The sequence below is a fragment of the Acinetobacter sp. YH01019 genome (assembly GCF_013420285.1).
Lineage (GTDB): Bacteria > Pseudomonadota > Gammaproteobacteria > Pseudomonadales > Moraxellaceae > Acinetobacter > Acinetobacter gandensis.
Window position 1 is genome coordinate 1 of sequence record NZ_VOYM01000060.1, and the last position, 23,438, is coordinate 23,438.

Genomic DNA, 23,438 nt, shown 5'->3' on the forward strand with positions numbered 1-23,438 from the left:
GAATAAACGGTTAGGTTCAGTCCTGGCGCATATTCAACAGCAGCATGAAGAACTAGAAAAACAGAATAAACGTTCCCGGGCCAAGAAAAGTATGCCAAGTCGTAAAGCTCAGAAAGCTGTTGTTGAAAAAAGAAACTTAAATCCTGTGCTTGACTCTTGTGGTTAAAAACAGGACATTTTAAATGGTTTATCGCATAGACATTTTAATTGGTGAATAACAAAAAAACCTAGGCACTGGCCTAGGTTTTAAATTTTAAAAAATACATAAAAATTAAGGCTATAGCCTCAATTTTTTAACCTCACATAACGTGTATTATGTTAATTTTAGAAATAATTAAAAGTTTAGGAATGCTAGTAGAATGCAGCTTATAGAAATAGAACCTCATTTTTGGGAACTATATGAGGATTGCGAAAATATATATCTCAATGTTCTTATAAATATGAGTGCAACTTCTTGGGAGAAAACTATCTGCCTAGATGAACAAACGATTCAGCAGTACCAGACTCAAGGAAAAGGTTTTATTGATGGCTTAGCTAAAAGAATTGAAAATAGCCAATTTAGAAATGATTATGAAAGATTTTACTCATATCCAGATGCTTCCAAAGAACAGAAAGAGGAAATGCTTCAAGCATTTAATCAATATAAGGCTATGTAAAATTAAATCCATTTAACATAATGGCGTTATACGAAATGTTTATGTTTACATAGGTAAATAAGTATAGAGCTAAGAACTTATCATTTTTGTGTATCTACGCTAGCATAAGTTTAACTTATGAATAATTAGCTGACTCATCTCCCATGCTGTACCCCATGCCCAAGAAAATCCAACTTTCTCCCTCAAAAGCCAAATGGCAACTCTTATCCTCCGCATCTGTTTTAGTCCTCGTAGGTTTACAAAATCTACGCATGATGCAAGGAATCCAAGACAGCGCATTGATGCAAAACCTGATTCAGGTCACTAATAAAGCCAAAGCACTGGAAATCCCAATTATCGATTTATATGGGGATGATTTACTGCAAGGCATGCAACAGCTCGGTGAATATGCAACATCACATCCGCAATTAATATTTGCAGGCCAAATTCCCCCCATGCTGAAACAGATATTGCCACACTTACAAAGCGTGACCGAGCAGATCTGCGTGGTGGATGACGCAATTGAGTTAAGTAGCCAAGAACAACATATACAATGGGTAGATAGCCTGACAACACAGGGATTTCACCACATGAACAGCTATAGTGTAACGCGACTATGGAGTTTGAGTGCACCGACTGATTATGTGTTGTCTGCTAAAGGCATATTACTTGCAGTTGCTGAACAGCTAGAAATGGAACCTTTACAAATTGATCCACTCACAGATTTACGCAGTTATGGATTAGATTCTGTGGGGATGGTGAACTTGGTTGGCCTTTGGCGTGCGAGCGGGGCAAATATTCGTTACGAAGACTTTTTACAAGATGCGAGCCTGAAAGCTTTGCTCGAAAAATTGCTTAGTAATTCCTAATTAGGTCAAATTGGAAAAATTTTTGTTCTAAATCGGAAAATACATCGGGAAATAGGGCTTTTTGCATTGTAATTGTTGGCTAAGCTTTTTATCATTGCCGCCTTGTTTTTCGTGATCAGACTGGATTGAGCTTTGAGTAACTTTCTAACAGAACACCTGATACATCGTGATACGGACTTTATGGTGATCCATAAGCCGGCAGGTTTACTCACAGTTCCGGGAAAAACAGCAGATTTACAAGATTGTGTAATCAATCGCTTATTGAAAATCGAGCCGAAAACATTACTGATTCATCGTCTTGATCGAGATACTTCAGGTATTTTAGTTTTTGCTTTGACACGTCAAGGACAAAATCGAATTTCACGCCAGTTTCAAGAACGTCAAACGTCTAAAACCTATCAAGCATTGGTGGCAGGAACACTAGAGGGTGAGGGAACTGTTGATGTTCCTGTGGTATATGACCCAGAACATCCACCTTTACATATCGCTGATCCTGCCCACAACAAGCCAGCACTCACACATTGGAAAGCTACTGAACATTTTGAAATTCAGGGACAACCAGTAACACGTGTAGCGTTAACCCCAATTACAGGTCGTTCACATCAATTACGTGTACATATGCAATATTTAGGTCATCCGATTGTTGGTGACACGCTATATGCAACTCCTGATCAGCAAAAACTCATGCCACGTCTTTGTTTACATGCTGAACACCTCAGTTTTACTCATCCTGAAACGGAACAGCCAGTTGAATTTCATTGTGCCGTACCATTTTAGGATAATCATTTAAATCCCAAAGAATTCTGCTCACTAATTTGGTGGGCTTTATGTCAAAATATATTGCTTAAAGGTCTAGATTTTTGCTCAAATAACATTCAAAGTTTGAGCTTAATATTTTCAGACCTAACTTGAGAAAAAGGTGGAAAAATTGCAGCAGTTTGCTATTGGTCAACGTTGGTTATCAGATACAGAAACAGAACTCGGTTTAGGTGTTCTTATTGATGTTGATGAGCGATCGGTCAGCATTTTATTCCCAAAAAGTGACGAAACGCGTGTTTATGCACGCCACAATGCGCCTTTGTCTCGAATCATTTTTAATGTGAATGATGAAGTGCAAGACCAAGAAGGCACAATTTGGCTTGTAGAGTCATTTGAAGACCGTGGTGGAGTTGTACGTTATAACGCAGTACGAAAGCTTGAAGATGGCTCAGAAGAGCGTAAATCACTCAATGAAACGCGTATTGGTGCAAGCATTCAGTTGGCGAAACCACTTGAGCGTTTACTTGCAAGCCAAGTCGATTATAAAGAATGGTACGACTTACGTATTGAGGCTTTATTGCTTCAAGCCAACATGAAATCAAGCCCATTGCGTGGCTTAGTAGGTTCGCGTGTCGGTTTGATTCCGCATCAGCTATATATTGCACATGAAGTTGGTAAACGTTTTGCACCACGTGTATTACTTGCTGATGAAGTAGGCCTAGGTAAAACCATTGAAGCAGGTTTGATTATTCATCAACAGTTGAAAACTGGCCGTGCTGAACGTATTTTGGTTCTGGTGCCAGATTCATTGCAATATCAATGGATGATTGAAATGCGTCGTCGTTTCAATCTTGAGTTCTCTTTGTTTGATTTGACCCGTACCGCATCAATTAAAGAACATGATCCTGATTTAAATCCATTCCTAACAGAACAGTGCATCATCGCAAGTGTTGACTTGATGATTGATCATGATGACTTGCGTGAACAAGCGCTTGAAGCTGGTTTTGATCTACTGGTAGTCGATGAAGCCCATCATTTGATGTGGTCTGAAGAAGAGGGCGGCAATGACCGTTACGACCTTGTAGAAGAACTTTCAGAAAAAACACCAGGTGTATTGTTACTTACGGCTACACCAGAGCAGTTGGGTGTAGAAAGCCATTTCGCACGTTTACGCTTACTTGATCCACAACGTTTTAGTTCTTTAGACCGTTTCTTGGACGAAGAAGAGCAATATCATCAAACTGCAAAAATTGCAGAAGTTTTAATGTCTGATATGCCGCTAGAAGAAGCGCATATTGCTGCAATTGAAACTTTACTTGGTCACCGTATTAGTGATGAGCCTGAACAGCGTTTCCGCGCGATTCACGAATTATTAGACCGTCATGGTACAGGTCGTATTTTATTCCGTAATACACGTGAAGCAATTCAAGGCTTCCCGGGTCGTGACTGTCAGCCAGCGCCACTTCCAGCACCAGAAAATTGGTCTAAAGATGGCAAGCTACGTGAACAAATGTGGCCTGAAGAAGCACAACTTGACGGTTCTTGGATGGAAAGCGACCCACGTGTTATGTGGTTGATGGAACGTTTACGTACTGATCTTAAGCACAAAAAAGTGTTGTTAATTGCACGTAGTGGCCCAGTGGTTGAATCACTTGAAAATGTACTTCGTTTACATGCTGGTATTCGTACCGCAATGTTCCATGAAGGCATGAGCTTGTTAGAGCGTGACCAAGCGGCAGCATACTTTGCAGAAGAATCGTATGGTGCGCAAATCTTGCTGTGCTCTGAAATTGGTTCTGAAGGTCGTAACTTCCAGTTTGCATCAGACTTAGTTTTGTTTGACTTACCTGCAAACCCAGATGTACTTGAACAGCGTATTGGTCGTCTAGACCGTATTGGGCAAGAAAACCGTATTCAAATTCACGTGCCTTATTTGGTTGATACAGCACAAGAACGTATGTTCCGTTGGTATAATGAAGCGTTGAATATTTTCAGCAACATTTCTCCAACTGCGCAAACTTTGCAAGAAAACTTTATTGTTAACCTAAAAGATTGTTTACTTGCTGATAAAGGCCAAGAGTTTGAAGATTTACTTGAAGCAGTAAGCGTACAACGTGAGGCTTTAGAAGCTGAGCTTCAATCTGGCCGTGACCGTTTGTTAGAATACAATTCATGTCGTCCAATTGTGGCGCAAGAGATTGTGACAGCACTTGAAGATTACGACGACAACACGACTTTGCCAATGTTCATGAAGCGCTTTATGGCGTCAACGAATATTGATTTTGATGAGCAAAGTAACGGTACGGTGATCATCAAGCCAACTGATCAAATGCAAGTTCAGGGCTTAACCCTTGATGAAGAAGGCATGACGGCGACTTTCTATCGTGACCAAGCACAAATTCGTGAAGATGCTCAGTATTTAACACTTGAACATCCATTCACAGAAAGCGTGATGGAAATGATTAATACTCAAAGCTTTGGTAGTACGAATGTGGCGGTATTAAAATCAGCTGCATTACCACAAGGTTCTGTGTTGATGGAAGTGTGGTTCAAAGTGGATGTTGTTGCACCAAAAGCATTGAACTTGCCATCAAGTCTGCCACAACAGTTGGTTCGTGTATTGTTGAGTGAAAAAGGTCAAGACTTATCACAAAAAATTGCACCTGAAATTTTACGTCCTTATTTACATCATCTTGATGGCAATAGCTGCCGCCAAGTGGTTAAAGCGCGTCGTGATGTGATTGAACAGCGTTACACTCAAGCTTTGGAAATTGCGCGTGGTGCATTACCTGGTTTCAAACAGCAAGCCAAAGAAATGTACGGTAGCAAATGGCAATATGAAATTGACCGTTTAACTTACCTCAAACAGTTCAACCCAAGTATTCGTGAAGATGAAATTACACGTCTACAAAAGCTACAAAAAGAAGGTTTAACATTGCTTGATGGTTTGGCTGTGACACCTGAAGCAATTCAAATTATGGTGGTGGTAAAACCGTAATAGGTCTTTCTTGATATTAAAAAGCACCTTCGGGTGCTTTTTCTTTGGCTGATGGTTTTAATAGGTTGTAAATTGTATTTGGCGGTAATTATCAATTTAATCCGTTGTATCTTCACTGCCTCATAAGAAATAGATGTTTTTTAAATCGCCTATGGCACTATCAAAGTTTTCTTCTGCATCTATCATGTAAACAATATATTGAAATATGGGCTATGTGTATCGAATTGTATTTGGATACAGAAGCGTGACGCTTTCGGTTGTTTAAAATAATAGTGTTCTAGGGCTATAAAATCGATTTTGTCGCAAAGGGGTTGTTTCAAAGCGATTGCACCACAGTAATGCTGAATTTCAGGGAGCAGACGAAGTATATAATTAGCTTCAATCCGCAGCAACTATAACTTCAGGCTCTGCATTTTTGCAAAGCGCTAAAAAATCTGCCATGAGTCATTCATCATTTTGGGTTGAATCAAGATGAATTTCGCGTTGAGGTTGCTTTAAATAAAAATCATCAAATAAAATCATTATTTATACTCCTTATAATTTTTATAAAAAAATTGGGCGGTTTTGTTGCTCCCAAATAAAATGGAGAAGTGAAATCTATAAAAATTGAATTTTCAGACGTGATATTTTAAAGCCAAAGCATGAATTAAAATTGCGGCTTGAGTGCATTGTTTAATATCTGCATCCAGCCCCATAAAATCGCGTTCAATACAAATCAACTCATCACGATAATCTTCAATCTGGGTATTGGTGCTTTCAGCCAAAATCAATAAATCATGTAAGTAGCTATCATATTCATCAGCCATATTTTTTATATCACTAATGCCAATCGGATCCCAATTATTCAGTAAAATTTGGCGCAACTCATTTACAATTGGGTGCTGTACAAGGTTGTCATTCGTATCTCGGGGCATAATCATTTCCTTAAAAATGAGGAATAATGCGTGTGTTAAAAATTGGTTTATTGGTCAATGTATAGATTATTTTTATAGACACATTATACAGTTTGGTTTAAATTTAATTTGGTTTTGACGTGAATAGTTGTCGCTAAATTTTGTTTTTTATAACAATTCATTGCTAGAGTGAAATATTGACATGCGTTAAAATGCCTCGAATTTTATGGTGTACTAAAAAGAATATAACAATATGAAAGCATTAATTACTTTAGGTAGCAAAACTTCACATGGCGGCGTAGTAACAGAATCTGAGCCAAGTTTTGTTATTAATGGTATTGCCGTACATTTAAATGGGATGAAACATTACTGCCCAAAATGTAAAACTACAGTCAGTGCGATCGCTAGCGATCAAAGCACGACAGTAAAAGGGCGAGGCGTGGTGATCGTTGGGGACAAAACGACCTGTGGTGCAACTTTCTTGCCACAGCAAAATATGGTCGTATCTGCTAAATAGCAGCTGCCAAGTTGGGATTGCTCAAGCTCCGTATAGATTGCTTTCATTAATCGATAGATTTGGCTGAATTGTCAGATGAGTTTGTCTATTCAGGCTATTGTTTTAAAATTTATGTTGGCTAAGCTTTATGTTCAAAATGGTTTGCGATCAAGGATTCTAGTTGATGAAAACCCCGATACATTTTACTCATGCCAATGGCATACCGGGTCAAAGCTATCAGAAGTTCTTGTCGCAGTTTACCTCAGACTATGAGGTTGAATATATTCCATTGATTGGTTTGGAGGCGCAGTATCCGATTACCAAAGATTGGCGCTATTTGGTTGAGCAAGTCATAGCTGATATTGAACAGAAATTTCCGCAGCAAAAAGTCATTGGTTTAGGCCATTCATTTGGTTCATTGCTCACCTTAATGGCTGCCTATAAACGTCCAGATTTATTTTCACAATTGGTGATTATGGATCCACCGTTCGTGATTGGGCGTAATGCAGCATTGTTTGAATTGGTGAAAAAATTCAATCTTAAAGCCATTCATAAATTTACCCCATCGGGTATGACTTTGAAACGTAAAGATCAATGGCTGAGCAAGCAGGAAGCATTTGAATCATTGCGTAATAATCGATTATTTAAAGATTTTGATGATCAATGTTTTCAAGATTATGTGAATGTAGGCATTCAAAGGAATGCAATGGGGAGTGGGGTAACTTTGACCATTCCCAAAATAGTCGAAGCTGAAATTTTTAAAACGGTACCTGCGTGGTGGTGGCGAACGCCACGTAAAGCACCGAATATTCCAGTGCATTTAATGACTGCTGAGCAAAGTCCGTTTTATCAGCAAGGCTTTCCGCAAGCCATGAAGAAAATATATAAAATTCCATATACTGTCCTGCAAGGTGGGCACATGTTTCCTTTGGAGCAGCCCATTGAAACAGCCGAGCATGTCATGCATGTATTAAAAAATATTGCTGCCTGAATAGTATTATTTAGTATGCATGAATATAAAAAAGGAGACATATTGTCTCCTTCTTAATTTGGTTTTTCTGAAATTTAGATGCTTATCGAATCTGTGCTTCGTCCAAATGACGAGCACCTTCTAACAACATGCGAATCATAATCATGGTTTGTTCCGCCACTTGCTTGCGTTCTTCAACAGGCATATCAATCACTTTGGCACCCATGTTAAATACAATTTGAGTAATGCCCATTGCAACAATATCTGGATGCGCGAGTTTGCTTTGATTCAGTCGTTCCAAAACAATTAAATCTTCTTTTAATTCTTGTTGGAAATAATTTAATTGACGCTCAACCGCATTTTTATATGAATGCGACCCCGTATAACCTTCGCGAAGTAGTAGGCTTAAATTTCCTTCATCAGCATCAAGCTGTTCAATAAAAACTTCAACTGAACTACGGATAATACTGCTTTGGCGTGATGCCTTTAAACGTGCTTCATGCAAAATCTGACGTAATACGCCACCAGCACGATCAATTAACTCAATTGCCAATTCATCCGTGTCTTTAAAATGGCGATAGAAGCTATTCGGTGCAATGCCAGCTTCACGTGCAACTTCACGCAAGCTTAAAGAAGAGATACTTTTTTGTGGGCCGATCAAATTCAGCGCTGCTTGAAACAGTTCTTCCTTGGTAATCGTTGCTTTACGACCAACTGTACGGATTGTAAGTGGCGCTTCAGCTTCTGTATGTAATTCTTCCTGGTACATGTTAACCATATTCGTCTGTGCAGACTGAGTCATATTTTTCAATGGATTAGAAACATTAACATATTATAGCGATAGCGAGTAGATTTTGTGAAATGCATATTAAGTGAACAACTGTATATACAAATATATATACATGTGTATAATAATTAAAACCTCCCATGAAATGTGTTCGACTATGCATGTACTTGAAAAAGCGAAAAAGCCTTTAAATGCACTGAAAGACAGTGTGGTAGATGTAAATGCAGTAAATTTTTGGCTACAGAAATTCAATCCTTTATGGTCGGGCAGTCAAGCCCTCGGTAAAGTTGTTCAAAAAGAAAATGCAGCGAATGACATGGTAAGTTTTACCATTCAGATCAATCGCTTATTTAAATTTGGACAAGCTGGTCAACATCATCCTGTATTTATTCGGGTTAATGGTATCCGCTATGAACGTACTTATAGTTTGACGCAGCTTGATGCACAACACGTTTTACTGAGCGTAAAAAAAGTTGATGCGGGTATTGTTAGTTCATATTTGGTTGAAAAAACACAAGTAGGTGACATTATCGAGTTTGGACAGCCGTTTGGTGAGATGAAACTTCCATCAACTCGTAGTCCACTGATTTTGTTGGCGGCTGGCAGTGGCATTACACCAATGCTTAGTTTGCTTAAAGCATTAAGTCAGACCAAAGACATGTCGGAACAACCAATTCAATTGCTTTACTGGGTTAAGCGTCATGCAGATGCGGCTTTCAAAGCGCGTTTTGATGAATTAGCTGCGCAGTATCCTAATTTTAAATTTCAAATATTTTTTACTCAAGAAGCGCAAGCGGATGCACGTTTAGGTGCATCGCATATAGCACAAATTGAAAACCTTGGCGCGAGTACGATATATGCATGTGGCCCTTCAGGCTTTGTAACCCAAGCAGAACAGCTATGTTCTAGTGCGCAATGCTTTATGAGTGAAGCATTTAGTATGAGTGCTGTAGATAACGATGAAGTGGGTTTTGTGAATATCACATTAACTCAGTCCAATAAAACAGTCAGTATTCCAAAAGGGCAGTCAATTTTGTCTAGCTTGGAACAACAAAATATTAAGCCGAACCACGGTTGCCGTATGGGTATTTGTAATAAATGTGCTTGCAATAAAGTCGAAGGTTCAACCAAAAACTTGGTGAACGGTAGCCGAAATACTGAACCGGGTAATTTATTAAAAATTTGTGTCAATTCAGCACAGACTGATTTAGTTATTGATTTATAAGGTAGTAAAACTATGAACATGCCTGTAAAAATTGAATATTTTAAAAATCCTAAAAACCGTGAATTAACTCAAACTCAACTTGATGAACTTGCCCGTGAGTTGGATGCGATTAAGCAAGAAGTACTTGATGATTTAGGTGAAAAAGACGCGAAGTATATTCGTCGTGTATATTCTACGATTCGCTATTCGTCTATGGCTGGTCGTGCATTACTGTTTGCAGGATGGTTCCCACCAGCTTGGGTACTCGGTACAGGTTTACTTGGTTTTGCCAAAATCATGGAAAATATGGAACTTGGCCATAATGTGATGCACGGTCAATATGACTGGATGAATGATCCGAAGCTCAATGGCCAGACTTACGAATGGGATATTGTCGGTACAGCGGATAACTGGCGTCAAACGCATAACTTTAAGCATCATACCTATACCAATATTAAAGGGATGGATGATGATATTGGTTATGGTCTGGTTCGTTTATTCCCTGAGCAGCGTTGGAAGCCGGGCTATTTATTACAGCCAATCTACAGCATTCCATTTTGCTTGCTTTTCCAATGGGGCGTCGCGATTCAAAACCTAGAATTGGGTAAATATTTCAAAGGCCGTAAAACTAAAGAACAGACCAAAGCAGAATGGAAGCCAATGCAAGCAAAAATTGGCAAACAACTGTTTAAAGATTATGTTTTTTTCCCATTGATCGCTGGGCCTGCAGCATTACCCGTATTCACCGGTAATTTAGTGGCAAATGGCTTACGTAATATTTGGACATTCAGTATCATTTTCTGTGGTCATTTCACTAAAGATGTTGAAGTGTTCCCAAAAAAAGTACTTGAAAATGAAAGCCGCGGTCATTGGTATATGCGTCAAATTCGTGGTTCTTCAAACCTGACTGGTTCTGAAGCTTTTCATATTCTAACAGGGCATTTGAGTCATCAGATTGAACACCATTTATACCCTGATGTTCCTGCACGCCGTTACCGTCAGATGGCACCAAAAGTGCAAGCTGTATGTGAAAAGTATGGTTTGAACTACAATAACGCGAGCCTTGTGAAACAATATGGCAGCGTAATTAAACGTATTGTGAAATATGCATTCCCGTTTAAAAAATAATATGAATTGGAATAAAAAAAGCCATGCATTTGCATGGCTTTTTTTATGAAGAGGAGGGCGTTGGCTGAGTAACATTATTTTTTAATGTGCAGTCGAAGGATTTTGATCAAATTCATGTAATTTCCATTTTTCGCCATGCGAATTACCACTTCAATTTCTTCTTTACTCCACATCTGGCGTGTGGCAGAGAAGGCAAACTGTGCGAGTAATACAAACGGATTCTCACCGAATTTGATGTTGAGGCCTTTTACATATTTTGGTGGATTGAATTGATTCATATTCTATTCCGGCTTGTAATGTTGGACCGCATTAATTGTAATTATTGTGAAAAATAACACAGAATATGAATGATTGAAAAGGCTAATTGTATGAAATTATTTATAGTTTAGAACAGCTTAATTTTACAATATTGATTATTTAATCAAATTAAAAAAACCAAGTAGAATGCTCTGTTTTAGGTGAGTTCAGGTAGAGTATTATCATGGCCATTCATAAAAAAATGGGTTGCTAATTCAAACATCGCTAAGTCTTCATCACTATTGCCATAGGCATAAATACACTCATAATCTTGCACATTAAAATGTTGCAATATACGAATTTTCTTTTGCTCTCCACTACAGTCCAGTGTGTGATATTTACCTGTTAATTTACGATCATGGCTATCTGTTTCCGTACAAATTAATTTCACACCGAGTTTTTTTGCTATGGGTTTTAAATATAAATCAACAGACGCAGACACTAAAGCGACATCATGGCCGAGTTGTTGATGTTGCTGAAGCTGTTTATATAATTCGGGGTTAAGTTTAGACATAAGCGTTTCAGCATAGACTTCAGCCTGGCTTAAAATATGTTGTTGATCCGCTTGCTTAAACATTGCGGCATAAAGTTTTGGACGCATGGCGTGCGCAGGATAAAGGTTTAAGTAATAACCCTGTATCCATGGTAAGAGCTTGATGCCTTGGCGCACAATATGGCGTTTAGAGAGAGAATGGAAGATGAACCCTGTAAAACTGTCGGTTTTGCACAGGGTACCATCAAAGTCAAAGAGAGCTAGAGCTTTAGGTTTTTGATGCGGCGCATGCATGTTTGATAACGTCCATCGACACGAGTTGCAAACCAATTGGTGTTGTAATCACGGCTTAATTTAGGTCCCGAAATGACCACTTCTGGCATCATTGCATAGAAGGGTTCTTTACCTGTTTTTTCTTGATAAAGTTTTTTTACCGCTTTATATGTGAGTGTACCTTCAAAATTTTCATCCTTTTCTTTTTTCAAGTCTGAACGAATTTGACGTGGTGTGGCAATCACATTATTTTCTGCAAATACAGCAATGAGTGCTGTCTCAGATTGGCTTTTCGCTGCTCGAGGTGAACCGTCTTTGCTATACAAAAGTAAGTCACCATCCAAGCTTAGCTCTGCAGGTGTTAAGTCATTTAACATACTTTGGAACGCGGCATTACGACTTGAATAACGGCCAGAGTTATAGTCAGCAAAGCGATAGATTGGCTTATCATATTCAGCCGGATACATCATAAGGCGGTGTATACCATAATATAACCCGCCATATTGGGTATACATGTCAGTACGAAGTTCTGCAATATTGCCACCTTGACGTTTATGATCTTTGGCATAACCAATATGAACTTGCATTGAACCTAAGGTAGTAATAGGGTTTAATTTTTCCCCAATATCTTGACCAACGAGTTTAGCTGCACCAGTCAGCGCACTAACATGATAGTGCTTGGACATGTAATCGAAGATTTCACGATATAGCTCATCAAGTTCGCGTTCCGTTTGCACGCGACGCATTTGACTTAAATAGTTGTCTTCTGGGCTAGGCTGATTTTTAAGGACATCTTGGAAATAACCTGCAACCGTACCACCAATACCATCACCTAATTTATCTTTAAACTTTTCTTCAAGTCGGCCCTGAACTTCTTTCACCGCTTTTTCACCTAAACCCGGCACATGCGGGTCAGCCACGAAGTTTGACTCTTGATCAACTACAGCAACAATAGTACAAACATTTTTTTTCGTGGTGGGAATACCTAACTGATCACTAATATCGTAAATATCATTGGCCCATGATTGGCGCTCGTTTACACGAGGTGGAATGGCTTTTTTAATTTGTTCAGCTTCCATGGTCGGTTCATCTTTCGACCACCATGAACCATTTCCACAAGCGCTTAAGCTTATAGATAAAGCCAGTATAGACATTGATTTAAAGCAAAAAGCTGCAGAAAAGGTTTTGTTCATATCTTCCAGAAACGTCAGCCACATAAGGGGAAAGAGGCACGGGCAGTATACTATGCACATGACAAAATTGATGAATTATTATGTATATGCCTCGTTGGGTACTGTCAATATGTTTTTAGCGTATAACTCGAGTAAAAACAAAGTGATTGGATTTGATGATGGGAAATAATAACCAAATTCAGATTCTTATATGATTAATTCAATCTATTATTTTTTTAATTATGAAAATTGAAGGTATATACTGAATAAAACCATAATTTTTTAAGGGGATTAAATATGCCAGCAAAGTTTTTCAGTATTTTCTTTGCATGTATTGCTTTGGTGATGGTTGTTGGAGCACTCATAATCAACATAGGTTTTGATAAACCAATGGTGGAATATTGGATTTTATTGTTACTTCCTTGTTTTGGTGTGCCGATTTTAACCTCAGTCATGATTACAAAGGATGAAAATCTGTAATATTTTCTGCTATAGGTTTAGTCAAAGGTTATGAGCTCACTTCGGTGGGCTTTTTGCAGTCTGATTTACGCGCACATTTGTTATAATGCATTCATGCGTAAATATGAACGATCTAAATTGAAAAACCAGCTTGATGTGCAGTGGACAACAGAGCAGGATTATTACTTAATTGAAAATTCGACAATCCCACTTGCACAGCTGATGAATGTACTTAATTTCTCAGAAGATGAAATTCATCAACGTAAAGAGATTTTAGGTTTATATCGTCGTGAGCGGCAAATTCAACGGATGAAAATCAAATAATTCAAGCAAAAAAAGCCCACTATAATGTGGGCTTTTAGCAAAATATAGATTATTTTGCAGCTGCTTCAGATGCAGCACTCACTTCAACTGCTTCTTGAGTTGTTTCAGCAGTTTGAACTTCAGATGCCGCAGATTCAGTTGCAGCAACTTCAACTTTTTGTTCTTCAGCAGCGAATGTAGTTGCAGCAGCAGCAGAAATAAGAGTAGCGAAAAGTACTTTGTTTAAAGTTTTCATTAATTCATCATCGTTCATTTAATTGGAGGTGGTAATTTAATGAATAAATCATGAGAAAAGTGTAATTATACTAAAGCCTTCTGTGGCAACTCTGTATCATTCAAAGTTGTTATTTATCATAAAATTAAAATTATTAGAACTACATCACTTTTATTGAACATGGCTTTTTTATTAGGCATTGCTTGATGAAAACAGTAATCGCTTTGATCCAATTAGAACCAGTCTTGAAAAAAGAAAACCCGAAAATAAATCGGGTAGCGGATTTTACTTTGTTATTGCAGCGACGGAGTGATTTAATCGCTTGATTCATAATTTAAACGCTTATTATGAACGATTGATGAAATCCTAAAACAATTACTTCGGGCATTGGATGGAGAGTTTCTCAGCATAATAATCTTGTGAAATGTGCAAATCATTCAGCATTTTTTCAGTTGTGTATTCCTGTGGAGCAATTTCTAACATGGCCGGTATGTAGTTGTTTTTATATTCATTTGGATAATCGATACATAAGACTTGTTGTTTCACATCTAAAGTCGTATTTGCTGAATCTAATTGATCCAGATAGTGACTGATTTTTTCATCTGCATGAGCAAAACGTTGTTGAGGTGTGTCTAACTGGGCATTTCTACTATGATGATTTGGGCTTATTGATTCTGCATTTGCATCTTCAGTCGGTTTTTGGCAGCCAACTAATGCAGAAGACACAACGACTAAACTCAATAATTTTATATGCATGTTAAATATCATTTTCCAATACTTTATGTAGATCCCGCTTTGAACTTCAGTATAAAAGTTTTCATCAAGAAAATATTGATCATTTTGTTTTGCGGTATAAAAGGCTTAATTCAATAAGATCGAGTCGATACAAAACTAAATGCATAGAAATTTAGTGTTAAAGACACTAAACTAACGGCATATTTTTCTCTCCTATTTCAATTTTCCTAGAGTTTTATTTACTCTTAATAAAGGGCATGAAGCGCTCTAGCAATTTAACCCAATGATATGAATTAGTAATGTGGAATTGCTTATAGCTAAGTCAGTTCCCATGGTTTTATTTATATGAAGGGTTAATTGAAGTCATAACTACGAGATATTTACGAGGTTTAAGCTTTGAGTCAACATAACGTCATTCAAGAACTATTCGATCGTCCAATCGAAAGAAAGTTATGGGTTGCTCCCATGGCAGGCGTAACTGATCGACCATTTCGAACCTTGTGTAAATATTTTGGTGCAGGTCATGCGGTCAGTGAAATGATGACTGCAGACAAAACACTGCGCATGAGTAAAAAAAGCTTATATCGTGCGAATTTTGATGGAGAAATTGCACCAATTTCTGCACAAATTGCTGGTTCAGATCCGCATGAATTAGCAGAAGCTGCACGTTATCAAGTAGCGAATGGTGCTCAGATTGTTGATATTAATATGGGCTGCCCAGCGAAGAAAGTCTGTAATAAATTAGCTGGTTCTGCTTTATTGAAAGATGAGGATCTCGTTGCACGTATCCTCGATACTGTTGTGGCAGCCGTAGATGTTCCTGTTAGTTTAAAAACCCGTCTTGGCTATTTAAATGGTCATGAAAATATTATGCGTGTGGCGAAACGTGCTGAAGAAGCGGGCATTGCAGCTTTGGCATTACATGGTCGTACACGTGAAGATATGTATTTAAATACTGCACGTTATAGTTTAATTAAAGACGTAAAGTCATTTATTAATATCCCCGTTATTGCCAATGGAGATATTGATACTCCTGAAAAAGCCAAGTACGTTTTAGATTATACAGGCGCGGATGCTGTGATGATTGGCCGTGCTGCTCAAGGTCGACCTTGGATTTTCCGTGAAATTGCGCATTATTTAACAACAGGTGAACATTTGGCTGCACCGACCATAATTGAAGTTCGCGATGTATTGTTGGGGCATTTATCTGAATTGTACGAGTTTTATGGTGAGTATTCGGGTTGCCGTATTTCTCGTAAACATATTGCTTGGTATACCAAAGGTTTGCGTTCTAGTAATGAATTTCGCCAAAACATGTATAAGGTTGAATCGACAGCAGATCAATACAAAGTGGTTGAAAACTATTTTAATAACTTGCTAGAACATGGTGAAATCATGAGTGATGTTCAAGTGGAGCAAGTGAATTTGCTTGAAACTAAATAAATGAAAATCCTGATTCTACGATGCAAAAGGCCCTCAAAATGATGAGGGCTTTTTGCATTTGTGTAGTTGTATAAAAGCTAAATTTTGCTTTAATTAAAACGCATTTCTAAAATCAGTTGATTAATGAGGTCAGGTGCTTCTAATTCACGGATTTGCGATACATTTGTTCCTGCCCAAAAAGCACCATAACCCTGTATGCCTTTTTTGCTTGCAGCAGCATGTAGCTGTTTGCCTAAGTCATACGTATATGGATAAGGTGGAACTGTAGGGCGCGTAGGAGTATCAACATCGGTATGCCAGTTATTAATAATGCCACGGGCTGGTCGTCCAGAAATGCTCGCTGTAATTTGTGTAATCGGGGCATCAAACAGTGCTTTACGATAAGCCTCATTCGCATTTGATGTTTTACATTGAACAAAAGCTGTACCGAGTTGAACAGCATCGGCGCCGAGTTCCATGAGGTTATATGCTTGATGACCATTCATAATGCCGCCAGCAGCAATGATTGGACACTGTATATGTTGTTTTAACAGTTGTACTAAATCACGTGTTTTTACACTGCTATCAAAGCTTTCATTGAAAATGCCGCGATGCCCGCCAGCTTCAACCCCTTGAGCAATGACAATATCAATGCCCGCAGCTTCAATCAGTTTTGCTTCAGCCAAATTTGTTGCTGAAACCATTGTAACGATACCAGCTTGTTTTAGGGCTTGAATCTGATGTGGGTGTGGTATGCCAAAATGAAAGCTGACAGCTTTGGGACATGTTTCCAAGACTAAATTTAAAAAGTGGTCATCGTCTTTAAAACTTGGATATATGCAATTTAATGCTTCAGGCGCTGCTGCATCAAACTCAGTGAAAAGTGAATTGAATTGTAAGATCCATTGTGCTGCTACTTGTTCATCCAACTCGACACTATCATGACAAAAGAAATTGACCTGAAAGGGTTGATCCGTGAGTTCCTGAGTTTGCAAAATTTGTTTTCGTGCATTCTCTACACTGCTTGCGCCTAACCCAAGAGAACCTAACCCACCTTGGTTAGAGACTTCTGCTGCAAGTTCAGGTGTGGAAACACCAGCCATTGGGGCAAGTAAAATTGGGTGCTTAATGCCAAGTTTTTCTAGTAAAGTCATGTGCATACTCCAGTTACTTTATTTACTTTGCCCAAGCTTAAAAAATTAAGCAAATAATATTCGTTATTTCATTTTTAAATGATGGTCTTTCAACGGCGATCGACTTACAAATACAGCGACATCTCATGTCGTAGAGTTGATGAATGACATATTCAATAGAAATCTAAATATTAAAATAGAATCGTATTTAATCAATTGTATTCTCCCCATGTCTGATCGTATCCGTGAAAAACTGCAAATTTTAGCTGATGCTGCCAAATATGATGTTTCTTGTTCTTCAAGTGGTAGCAAACGCCAAAATAAAGACAAAGGTTTAGGCAATACTGGTAATGGTATTTGTCACAGTTATACCGAAGATGGTCGCTGCGTATCCTTACTCAAAATATTATTTTCTAATGTGTGTATTTTTGATTGTGCCTATTGTGTATCGCGGCGCAGTAATGATGTCAAACGTGCGGCGTTTACGGTGCAAGAAGTGGTTGATCTCACCATGAACTTTTATCGCCGCAATTATATTGAAGGGCTATTTCTAAGCTCTGGTATTTTTAAATCAGCGGATTACACCATGGAGCGTATGTTGCAAGTGGTGAAAAAGCTGCGTTTAGAAGAAAACTTTAATGGCTATATTCACCTCAAAACCATTCCGGGTGCTTCACAAGAAATTATTACAGAAGCCGGTTTATATGTTGACCGTATGAGCATTAACTTAGAAATGCCAACTGAAGCCGGTTTACAACAATTTGCTCCAGAAAAAAACCATGCTGAAGTGCAAAAAGATTTAGGTATTGTGCGAGATCGGTTGATTGAATTGAAAGACGAACGGAAAATAATTCGCTCAGTACCGAAGTTTGTTCCAGCTGGACAGACCACACAAATGGTGGTTGGGGCGCATCAAGAGTCTGACCGCGATGTCATATTGATGGCCGATCATCATTACAAAGAGTTTAAGCTGAAGCGGGTGTATTACTCGGGCTATATTCCAATTAATGAAAATGAACGTGCACTTCCTGCTGTCGGTTCCGCACCACCTTTGTTACGCGAGAACCGCTTATATCAAAGTGATTGGCTCATGCGCTTTTATGGTTTTGCTGCCGATGAATTGGTTGATGAAGAACATCCTAATTTAGAATTGGATATTGACCCAAAACTTGGTTGGGCACTGCGCCATCCTGAGCAATTTCCAGTAGATATTAATCGTGCTGAATATCAAATGATATTACGTGTGCCGGGTATTGGTGTGCGTTCGGCTAAGAAAATTGTTCAAGCACGTCGCTTTGGTAAAATTCAAATTGATCAGTTAAAGCGTATGGGGGTGTCCTATAACAGGGCACAGCATTTTATTCGCTGTGAAGATTCTCCAAAATTTATTCGTGAGCAGCTGCCATATCAAATTCGACAGCAAATTTTGCAAAGTGGTCAATCTAAATATACCCAACAAATTAGCCCACAATTGAGCTTAGGGTTTTAGTCCGTAGTCATGAGTATTTATATTTTTGATGGCACCATGACTGGATTACTTAGCTGTATATTTCGTGCTTTTCAATTTAAAGAATTTGATGTGCAGGTTTCTACTGATGCAAATGTGCAAACGGGTTTATTTGCAGAGATTGATGTTGCTAGTAATGATGAACACGCGCAGCGGGTTTGGCAGGGATTAAAATTAAAAGCTTCGGATAGTGCTTTGAAGCAGTTTTATTATGCCTTTTTGTCAGAGCAGCAACAGGCTTTTCAACATTGTTTTAATTTTGCGATCTATGTGTTTCAGCAGCAGCGTGATGTGTCTAAAAATTATGGCCATGCCGATGTATTGGGAATGAGCCAGTGGGCGAAGCAAGTAGGGCGTGAAAAGCATAGGATGGAAGCCTTTGTTCGCTTTAAAAAATGTCAGGATGGTTTATTCATAAGTTTGGTTTCACCTGATTTTAATGTTTTACCCATTATCGAACGACATTTTAAAGCACGTTATCAAGATCAACGCTGGCTTATATACGATGAAAAGCGCAATTTTGGTATCTATTATGATTTGCATAAAGTTCATCAAGTACAGATGGATGCAGGAGCAATAGATCGTCAAACTGCGAGTGGGCATAGTCAATCTTTTTGTATTGAACTGGATGATGAAGAAGTCTTGTATGATCAGCTTTGGAAGGATTACTTCCGTAGCGTCAATATTGAGGCTCGCCGAAATATGAAATTACATGTGCAATATGTGCCACGGCGCTATTGGCGTTATATGAATGAGAAAACCCTTTAGTTGGTTTTTCAGGCATAATGGCTGCGCTTTAGAATGTTTTAAGTGAGACCTTGATGAAATTGTTTCTTGCATCGACAGTGTTGACTGCGGTTATGCTCAGTGCTTGCTCTGCCAATGAGCAAGAAAAGTCAGCTGTAAATTCTCAGAGTTATCAAGTGGCAGATGCTACAACTTTGCAACAGCGATTTGAGCAATTAAATCAAAAGTTTGCCAATGATTTTGCTCAGCTTAAAAAAATGGAAAGTTTGGCATTTTCAGATCAATCTGCTTTAGATGTGACAAACTTAAAAACATTGAACCAGCATTTTGTAGCGAATACCGCATTGAAGTCATCCAAAGTAGCTTATTGCAATGTAATGAATGGACATTTCGCTGAAATGTATCGACTTGGACATTTTAATTTAGCTATGGTGAAAGATTTGAAACTGCCGAATGCAGGGCAGGAGGATTGGTCACAAGTTTTTTCTAATGCTGATCAATTTTATGATTTTATTATCAATCGTTATACCACCTATAAGCAGGCGCAAGAGACCATGCAATATGGCTGTAATTTAAAAGCAGCACTTAGTAATTAAAAAATCCCCTCAATAGAGGGGATTTTTTTTGTGAATATGAAATTAGCAACCAGTTAATTTTTCAGGTTGAGGGCGTTCACCAGGGAAGAAGATTGGGCGCAGCTTGACCCCAATACCATTACCAATGAATGCAAATACAAGCCATAACCAGCCGTGTAAGCTGCCGGATGCAATACCACTGAAATATGCACCAATGTTGCAACCGTAAGCTAAACGTGCACCATAACCGAGTAATAAACCACCAATCACTGCTGCCATGAGCGAGCGTTTTGGAATATTAAAGTTGGGTGCAAACTTACCAGCAAGGCTAGCTGCAAGTAGTGCGCCTAACATGATGCCGAAGTTCATCATCGATGTTATATCAAACCATAAAGATTCAGTCAGTGCTTTAGCATTGGCAGGTTGCTGCCAATATGCCCAAGATGCAACATCAATACCCATGACATTTGCAGACTTAGCAGCCCAAACAGCCAGTGCTGAGGTTACACCCCATGGGCGGCCAGCCAGCGCCAAGGTTGCAAAGTTAAGTAAAGTTAAGATGATGCCACCCCAAACCAAAGGCCATGGGCCACGCAGAAAGCGTTTCCAACCTTGATTTGTACTTTGTGGTTCAACTTCGAGACTGCCGTGACGTTTTTTCTCAAAGTAAACTGTTGCTGCTGCAATAACAGCAAATAGAACGAAATTGAGTAATAAAGCTGGCACGACTCCGAAACTTTTTACCAAAGAAATTGGTTCAAAGTGTGGTAAATCAAACCACCATTGAATATGTGAAGTCGCGATAAGTGAACCCGTACAGAAGAAGAACAAGGTCACAATCATGCGCGCACTACCAGCACCCACAGTATAAAGCGTACCTGATGCACAGCCACCGCCCAATTGCATACCAATACCAAAGATAAAGGCGCCAATCATCACGGACATAGACACAGGATTTACGTTGCCTTTAACAGGATTACCAAATAATTCACCTGCACCCAAGGCAGGGAAAAATAGTAAAACAGCGAGTGCAAGCATAATCATTTGTGCGCGGAGTCCACGACCACGGCGCTCTTTAATGAACACACGCCAACTAGAGGTGAATCCAAAAGAGGCATGATATAACGTCATACCTAGAGCACCACCAATTAAAAATAACAATGCTTGGTTAATACCAACGACGTAATAAGCACCGATAGTGCCTAAAATTAATAAAACAAATGCCACCCAAACCGAGGTGTTTGATCGGTTTGCTGGCTCAGCTAAAACAGACATGGGAGGAGGAATATTGATTTAAAGTGTGTCTATTCTAAAGTTTTTATATATTGTAAAAACCAATACTGATTAAAAAAAAGGCAAACAAAGCTCTGTAAAATTGATTTAAATAATCAAATTTACTTATATGTTATGATATTTAAAAGAATTTCATTAGAGCCCAATTTCTAAATTGGACTCACACTCATCTAAATTGGATTTACATTAAACAACGAACCGATCCAACTTGAGAACAGCATCGCAGCAATACCCCATAATGCAACACGAACACTACCTTTCCAGATAGACGTACCAGCTGCATAGCTGGCCAAAGCACCTAATAATGCTAATGAAATGACACCAACGGCCATTACAGCTTTTTCGATATGTTGATCCGCACTAATTAAAATAGCGACCATTGGAAATAGCGCACCAACTGAAAAGGCAAGTGCCGATGATAAAGCTGCTTGAATAGGCTTGGCTGCTGTATTGTCATGGATGCCTATTTCATCACGTGCATGAGCTGCAAGTGCATCATGTGCAGTCAGTTGAATTGCAACTTCATGCGCCAGTTGTGGTTCTAAACCACGTGCAATATAAATTTGAGTTAATTCTTTGAGTTCGAGATCAGGATTTTTTTGGAGTTCTTTATGCTCCATGTGTAAATCTGCCTTTTCGACATCTTCTTGAGATTTTACAGAAATATATTCACCAGCTGCCATTGATGTGGCGCCAGATATTAATCCCGCGATACAGGTAATCAATAGGGTATGGCTCGATGCACCACTCGCAGCCATACCCATAATTAAGCTTGTGACGGAAATAATGCCATCATTGGCACCCAGTACAGATGCACGTAACCAACCCGTTCTTTCAATATAGTGTTTTTCAGTATGGTGTGAATAAGACATTATTTTCTCTAATTAAAATCTTATGGTTTACCTTTATAGGGTGACGTGTCGATTTGCATTCTGCAAGTAGGTAATTCGATTAATTTAGTTTTTTACGATTGTATAGGCAATAAAAAAGCTCCAGTCCAGGAGCCTTTTTATCACGCAACAATTATTGTTGAGCTTTCTCTTTCACATTTGCCGCACCTTGCTCAACAGCACCAGCTGCTTCAGCAGTTACGTCTTTCGCAGCTTCTTTTGTATCGTGAGCAGCTTGAGCTGTTGCATCCGCAGCATTTTCAGTTGCTACTGCTGTAGCAGTTGCAGCATTATCCACTGCTTCTGCAGTCGCTGTTGTAGCTTCAGAAGTTGCATTTGCAATATCATGGCCTGCTTGGTCAGCTGCATTTTCTAGGTGTTCGCCTGTAGTCGCACCCGTTTCCGGGGCTTTATCTTTGTTACAGCCAACAAGAGCAACAGTTGCAGCTAAACCTAAAGCAACAAGTAATTTATTCATTTTGATCGTTCCTATTTTTGTTATGCCCGTAGCATGGGCTGAATTTATATTAGCTGAAAAAATATTCAAAAATCGATCAAAAATTGTTGATTTAGTGTAATTTTTATCAAGCTAATTTTTGAGTAAAAATTATTATTTAAATCTTAATCTCAAAAAATTGTTTACATCAAGTCTTCGATGGAAGCAGTAATGTAATTGATCATTTCATCATCATGGTGCCATATGTAAATTTCTTCACCTAAATTGACGCCATCTTCATCTTGTAATAATAAAGAGTGGCTAGCGCTTTTATGTACGATGGCAAGAAAGCTCTCAGGGAAACTACCTATTTCGCGAATAGATTGAAGCTCAGCGCTAAGGTGATCAATTGTCCGTTTAATTTTTTGATATCACTAACGTCTTGAAATGGAAGTCGCCACCACGCTTCAATATCGTCCTCATCATATTTGTGCTCTGAGTCGAAAATATCAATGTAGATTTTAACACCGTTATCAATTTGCATTTTGACTTTATTTTTTTTAGAAATTTAAATCCTAATCGACTTTTGATTGCCGTAATAAATTTGGTGGTGTTTTAAAAAGTATGCTGACATTAAATGAAGCCATTATTGATGTAAAAGAAGGTTAAGTCGAAGGCTTTAAAATGGTTTTCAAGCTTTTTGGAGAAATTACAACTTCTTCTAAAACC

25 protein-coding genes and 2 pseudogenes are annotated in these 23,438 nt (G+C 38.6%); 15 read left to right on the forward strand and 12 right to left on the reverse strand.

Going from position 1 to position 23,438, the window contains the following annotated elements:
* From FTT84_RS13020 to rapA, 5 genes and pseudogenes are all read left to right on the forward strand, one after another.
* A pseudogene (locus tag FTT84_RS13020) lies at positions 1-166 on the forward strand (ISNCY family transposase); the annotation flags it as partial.
* A gap of 193 nt (positions 167-359) precedes the next feature.
* Positions 360-656, forward strand: coding sequence for a hypothetical protein (locus tag FTT84_RS13025; RefSeq protein WP_180057154.1), 297 nt, complete (start codon positions 360-362; stop codon positions 654-656).
* Between the two features lie 143 nt (positions 657-799).
* Positions 800-1,504: a phosphopantetheine-binding protein gene (locus FTT84_RS13030; RefSeq protein WP_180057152.1), complete on the forward strand. Its 705-nt coding sequence runs from the start codon at positions 800-802 to the stop codon at positions 1,502-1,504.
* Between the two features lie 132 nt (positions 1,505-1,636).
* Positions 1,637-2,281: an RluA family pseudouridine synthase gene (locus FTT84_RS13035; RefSeq protein WP_180057150.1), complete on the forward strand. Its 645-nt coding sequence runs from the start codon at positions 1,637-1,639 to the stop codon at positions 2,279-2,281.
* Between the two features lie 142 nt (positions 2,282-2,423).
* Positions 2,424-5,261 carry an RNA polymerase-associated protein RapA gene (gene rapA / locus FTT84_RS13040; protein ID WP_180057148.1) on the forward strand — a complete coding sequence of 946 codons (2,838 nt, stop codon included), beginning with the start codon at positions 2,424-2,426 and terminating at the stop codon, positions 5,259-5,261.
* Between the two features lie 614 nt (positions 5,262-5,875).
* Here rapA and FTT84_RS13045 read toward each other — a convergent pair.
* On the reverse strand, positions 5,876-6,175 hold the full coding sequence (locus FTT84_RS13045; RefSeq protein ID WP_180057146.1) for a hypothetical protein: 300 nt from the start codon (positions 6,173-6,175) through the stop codon (positions 5,876-5,878).
* Between the two features lie 232 nt (positions 6,176-6,407).
* On the opposite strand from FTT84_RS13045, the gene FTT84_RS13050 reads away from it, so the two are divergent.
* Positions 6,408-6,671: a PAAR domain-containing protein gene (locus FTT84_RS13050; protein ID WP_067762114.1), complete on the forward strand. Its 264-nt coding sequence runs from the start codon at positions 6,408-6,410 to the stop codon at positions 6,669-6,671.
* 163 nt (positions 6,672-6,834) lie between these two features.
* Entirely contained in the window at positions 6,835-7,641 is an 807-nt protein-coding gene (locus FTT84_RS13055; RefSeq protein WP_180057144.1) for an alpha/beta fold hydrolase, read from the forward strand.
* A gap of 82 nt (positions 7,642-7,723) precedes the next feature.
* Here the strand turns inward: FTT84_RS13055 and fabR are convergent, their stop codons facing one another.
* Positions 7,724-8,398: an HTH-type transcriptional repressor FabR gene (gene fabR, locus FTT84_RS13060; protein WP_245668191.1), complete on the reverse strand. Its 675-nt coding sequence runs from the start codon at positions 8,396-8,398 to the stop codon at positions 7,724-7,726.
* A 166-nt stretch (positions 8,399-8,564) separates the two neighbouring features.
* Here fabR and FTT84_RS13065 point away from each other — a divergent pair, with 166 nt between their 5' ends.
* Both FTT84_RS13065 and FTT84_RS13070 read left to right on the forward strand, forming a co-directional pair.
* Entirely contained in the window at positions 8,565-9,632 is a 1,068-nt protein-coding gene (locus FTT84_RS13065; RefSeq protein WP_180057142.1) for a ferredoxin reductase, read from the forward strand.
* A 12-nt stretch (positions 9,633-9,644) separates the two neighbouring features.
* Positions 9,645-10,739 (forward strand): acyl-CoA desaturase, encoded by a 1,095-nt coding sequence (locus FTT84_RS13070; protein WP_067762105.1) that lies wholly within the window; start codon positions 9,645-9,647, stop codon positions 10,737-10,739.
* A 74-nt stretch (positions 10,740-10,813) separates the two neighbouring features.
* Here the strand turns inward: FTT84_RS13070 and FTT84_RS13075 are convergent, their stop codons facing one another.
* From FTT84_RS13075 to FTT84_RS13085, 3 genes are all read right to left on the reverse strand, one after another.
* Positions 10,814-11,017: a hypothetical protein gene (locus FTT84_RS13075; RefSeq protein ID WP_067762103.1), complete on the reverse strand. Its 204-nt coding sequence runs from the start codon at positions 11,015-11,017 to the stop codon at positions 10,814-10,816.
* 176 nt (positions 11,018-11,193) lie between these two features.
* Complete coding sequence (locus FTT84_RS13080) at positions 11,194-11,823, reverse strand: HAD-IB family hydrolase (protein ID WP_067762101.1); 630 nt, start codon at positions 11,821-11,823, stop codon at positions 11,194-11,196.
* Positions 11,790-12,995, reverse strand: a complete 1,206-nt coding sequence (locus FTT84_RS13085; protein ID WP_180057140.1) for a DUF1615 domain-containing protein — start codon at positions 12,993-12,995, stop codon at positions 11,790-11,792. The genes FTT84_RS13080 and FTT84_RS13085 overlap by 34 nt, the downstream gene beginning before the upstream one ends.
* Positions 12,996-13,271: 276 nt before the next feature.
* Here FTT84_RS13085 and FTT84_RS13090 point away from each other — a divergent pair, with 276 nt between their 5' ends.
* Positions 13,272-13,454, forward strand: a complete 183-nt coding sequence (locus tag FTT84_RS13090; protein ID WP_067762098.1) for a hypothetical protein — start codon at positions 13,272-13,274, stop codon at positions 13,452-13,454.
* Positions 13,455-13,547: 93 nt separating this feature from the next.
* Positions 13,548-13,757 (forward strand): acyl-CoA thioesterase, encoded by a 210-nt coding sequence (locus FTT84_RS13095; RefSeq protein WP_180057138.1) that lies wholly within the window; start codon positions 13,548-13,550, stop codon positions 13,755-13,757.
* Between the two features lie 49 nt (positions 13,758-13,806).
* Here the strand turns inward: FTT84_RS13095 and FTT84_RS13100 are convergent, their stop codons facing one another.
* Both FTT84_RS13100 and FTT84_RS13105 read right to left on the reverse strand, forming a co-directional pair.
* Positions 13,807-13,992 carry a hypothetical protein gene (locus FTT84_RS13100; protein WP_150923002.1) on the reverse strand — a complete coding sequence of 62 codons (186 nt, stop codon included), beginning with the start codon at positions 13,990-13,992 and terminating at the stop codon, positions 13,807-13,809.
* 354 nt (positions 13,993-14,346) lie between these two features.
* Entirely contained in the window at positions 14,347-14,727 is a 381-nt protein-coding gene (locus tag FTT84_RS13105) for a hypothetical protein (RefSeq protein WP_180081411.1), read from the reverse strand.
* A 417-nt stretch (positions 14,728-15,144) separates the two neighbouring features.
* Here FTT84_RS13105 and dusB point away from each other — a divergent pair, with 417 nt between their 5' ends.
* Positions 15,145-16,149, forward strand: a complete 1,005-nt coding sequence (dusB, locus tag FTT84_RS13110) for a tRNA dihydrouridine synthase DusB (protein WP_373685024.1) — start codon at positions 15,145-15,147, stop codon at positions 16,147-16,149.
* Between the two features lie 89 nt (positions 16,150-16,238).
* Here the strand turns inward: dusB and FTT84_RS13115 are convergent, their stop codons facing one another.
* Positions 16,239-17,282 carry a nitronate monooxygenase family protein gene (locus FTT84_RS13115; RefSeq protein ID WP_180057132.1) on the reverse strand — a complete coding sequence of 348 codons (1,044 nt, stop codon included), beginning with the start codon at positions 17,280-17,282 and terminating at the stop codon, positions 16,239-16,241.
* Positions 17,283-17,490: 208 nt separating this feature from the next.
* Between FTT84_RS13115 and FTT84_RS13120 the strand changes: the two genes are divergently transcribed.
* The 3 genes from FTT84_RS13120 to FTT84_RS13130 are packed head-to-tail and all read left to right on the forward strand — an operon-like array spanning position 17,491 to position 20,111.
* Positions 17,491-18,750 carry a putative DNA modification/repair radical SAM protein gene (locus FTT84_RS13120; RefSeq protein WP_180057130.1) on the forward strand — a complete coding sequence of 420 codons (1,260 nt, stop codon included), beginning with the start codon at positions 17,491-17,493 and terminating at the stop codon, positions 18,748-18,750.
* 9 nt (positions 18,751-18,759) lie between these two features.
* Complete coding sequence (locus FTT84_RS13125) at positions 18,760-19,536, forward strand: TIGR03915 family putative DNA repair protein (RefSeq protein ID WP_180057128.1); 777 nt, start codon at positions 18,760-18,762, stop codon at positions 19,534-19,536.
* Between the two features lie 53 nt (positions 19,537-19,589).
* Positions 19,590-20,111 (forward strand): hypothetical protein, encoded by a 522-nt coding sequence (locus FTT84_RS13130; protein WP_180057126.1) that lies wholly within the window; start codon positions 19,590-19,592, stop codon positions 20,109-20,111.
* A gap of 42 nt (positions 20,112-20,153) precedes the next feature.
* Here FTT84_RS13130 and FTT84_RS13135 read toward each other — a convergent pair whose 3' ends face one another.
* The 4 genes and pseudogenes from FTT84_RS13135 to FTT84_RS13150 all read right to left on the reverse strand — a co-directional run.
* Positions 20,154-21,365, reverse strand: coding sequence for a YeeE/YedE family protein (locus tag FTT84_RS13135; protein WP_180057124.1), 1,212 nt, complete (start codon positions 21,363-21,365; stop codon positions 20,154-20,156).
* A 188-nt stretch (positions 21,366-21,553) separates the two neighbouring features.
* On the reverse strand, positions 21,554-22,255 hold the full coding sequence (locus FTT84_RS13140) for a VIT family protein (protein ID WP_180057122.1): 702 nt from the start codon (positions 22,253-22,255) through the stop codon (positions 21,554-21,556).
* A 151-nt stretch (positions 22,256-22,406) separates the two neighbouring features.
* On the reverse strand, positions 22,407-22,751 hold the full coding sequence (locus FTT84_RS13145; protein ID WP_180057121.1) for a hypothetical protein: 345 nt from the start codon (positions 22,749-22,751) through the stop codon (positions 22,407-22,409).
* 591 nt (positions 22,752-23,342) lie between these two features.
* Positions 23,343-23,438 (reverse strand): annotated as a pseudogene (locus FTT84_RS13150) (IS1 family transposase); the annotation flags it as partial.

Coding starts and splice junctions, on each gene's coding strand:
- FTT84_RS13025 (WP_180057154.1), top strand. CDS start 360: ATGCAGCTTATAGAAATAGAACCTCATTTTTGGGAACTATATGAGGAT.
- FTT84_RS13030 (WP_180057152.1), top strand. CDS start 800: ATGCTGTACCCCATGCCCAAGAAAATCCAACTTTCTCCCTCAAAAGCC.
- FTT84_RS13045 (WP_180057146.1), bottom strand. CDS start 6,175: ATGCCCCGAGATACGAATGACAACCTTGTACAGCACCCAATTGTAAAT.
- FTT84_RS13050 (WP_067762114.1), top strand. CDS start 6,408: ATGAAAGCATTAATTACTTTAGGTAGCAAAACTTCACATGGCGGCGTA.
- FTT84_RS13055 (WP_180057144.1), top strand. CDS start 6,835: ATGAAAACCCCGATACATTTTACTCATGCCAATGGCATACCGGGTCAA.
- fabR (WP_245668191.1), bottom strand. CDS start 8,398: ATGGTTAACATGTACCAGGAAGAATTACATACAGAAGCTGAAGCGCCA.
- FTT84_RS13065 (WP_180057142.1), top strand. CDS start 8,565: ATGCATGTACTTGAAAAAGCGAAAAAGCCTTTAAATGCACTGAAAGAC.
- FTT84_RS13070 (WP_067762105.1), top strand. CDS start 9,645: ATGAACATGCCTGTAAAAATTGAATATTTTAAAAATCCTAAAAACCGT.
- FTT84_RS13075 (WP_067762103.1), bottom strand. CDS start 11,017: ATGAATCAATTCAATCCACCAAAATATGTAAAAGGCCTCAACATCAAA.
- FTT84_RS13080 (WP_067762101.1), bottom strand. CDS start 11,823: ATGCATGCGCCGCATCAAAAACCTAAAGCTCTAGCTCTCTTTGACTTT.
- FTT84_RS13085 (WP_180057140.1), bottom strand. CDS start 12,995: ATGAACAAAACCTTTTCTGCAGCTTTTTGCTTTAAATCAATGTCTATA.
- FTT84_RS13090 (WP_067762098.1), top strand. CDS start 13,272: ATGCCAGCAAAGTTTTTCAGTATTTTCTTTGCATGTATTGCTTTGGTG.
- FTT84_RS13095 (WP_180057138.1), top strand. CDS start 13,548: ATGCGTAAATATGAACGATCTAAATTGAAAAACCAGCTTGATGTGCAG.
- FTT84_RS13100 (WP_150923002.1), bottom strand. CDS start 13,992: ATGAAAACTTTAAACAAAGTACTTTTCGCTACTCTTATTTCTGCTGCT.
- FTT84_RS13105 (WP_180081411.1), bottom strand. CDS start 14,727: ATGCATATAAAATTATTGAGTTTAGTCGTTGTGTCTTCTGCATTAGTT.
- FTT84_RS13115 (WP_180057132.1), bottom strand. CDS start 17,282: ATGACTTTACTAGAAAAACTTGGCATTAAGCACCCAATTTTACTTGCC.
- FTT84_RS13120 (WP_180057130.1), top strand. CDS start 17,491: ATGTCTGATCGTATCCGTGAAAAACTGCAAATTTTAGCTGATGCTGCC.
- FTT84_RS13125 (WP_180057128.1), top strand. CDS start 18,760: ATGAGTATTTATATTTTTGATGGCACCATGACTGGATTACTTAGCTGT.
- FTT84_RS13130 (WP_180057126.1), top strand. CDS start 19,590: ATGAAATTGTTTCTTGCATCGACAGTGTTGACTGCGGTTATGCTCAGT.
- FTT84_RS13135 (WP_180057124.1), bottom strand. CDS start 21,365: ATGTCTGTTTTAGCTGAGCCAGCAAACCGATCAAACACCTCGGTTTGG.
- FTT84_RS13140 (WP_180057122.1), bottom strand. CDS start 22,255: ATGTCTTATTCACACCATACTGAAAAACACTATATTGAAAGAACGGGT.
- FTT84_RS13145 (WP_180057121.1), bottom strand. CDS start 22,751: ATGAATAAATTACTTGTTGCTTTAGGTTTAGCTGCAACTGTTGCTCTT.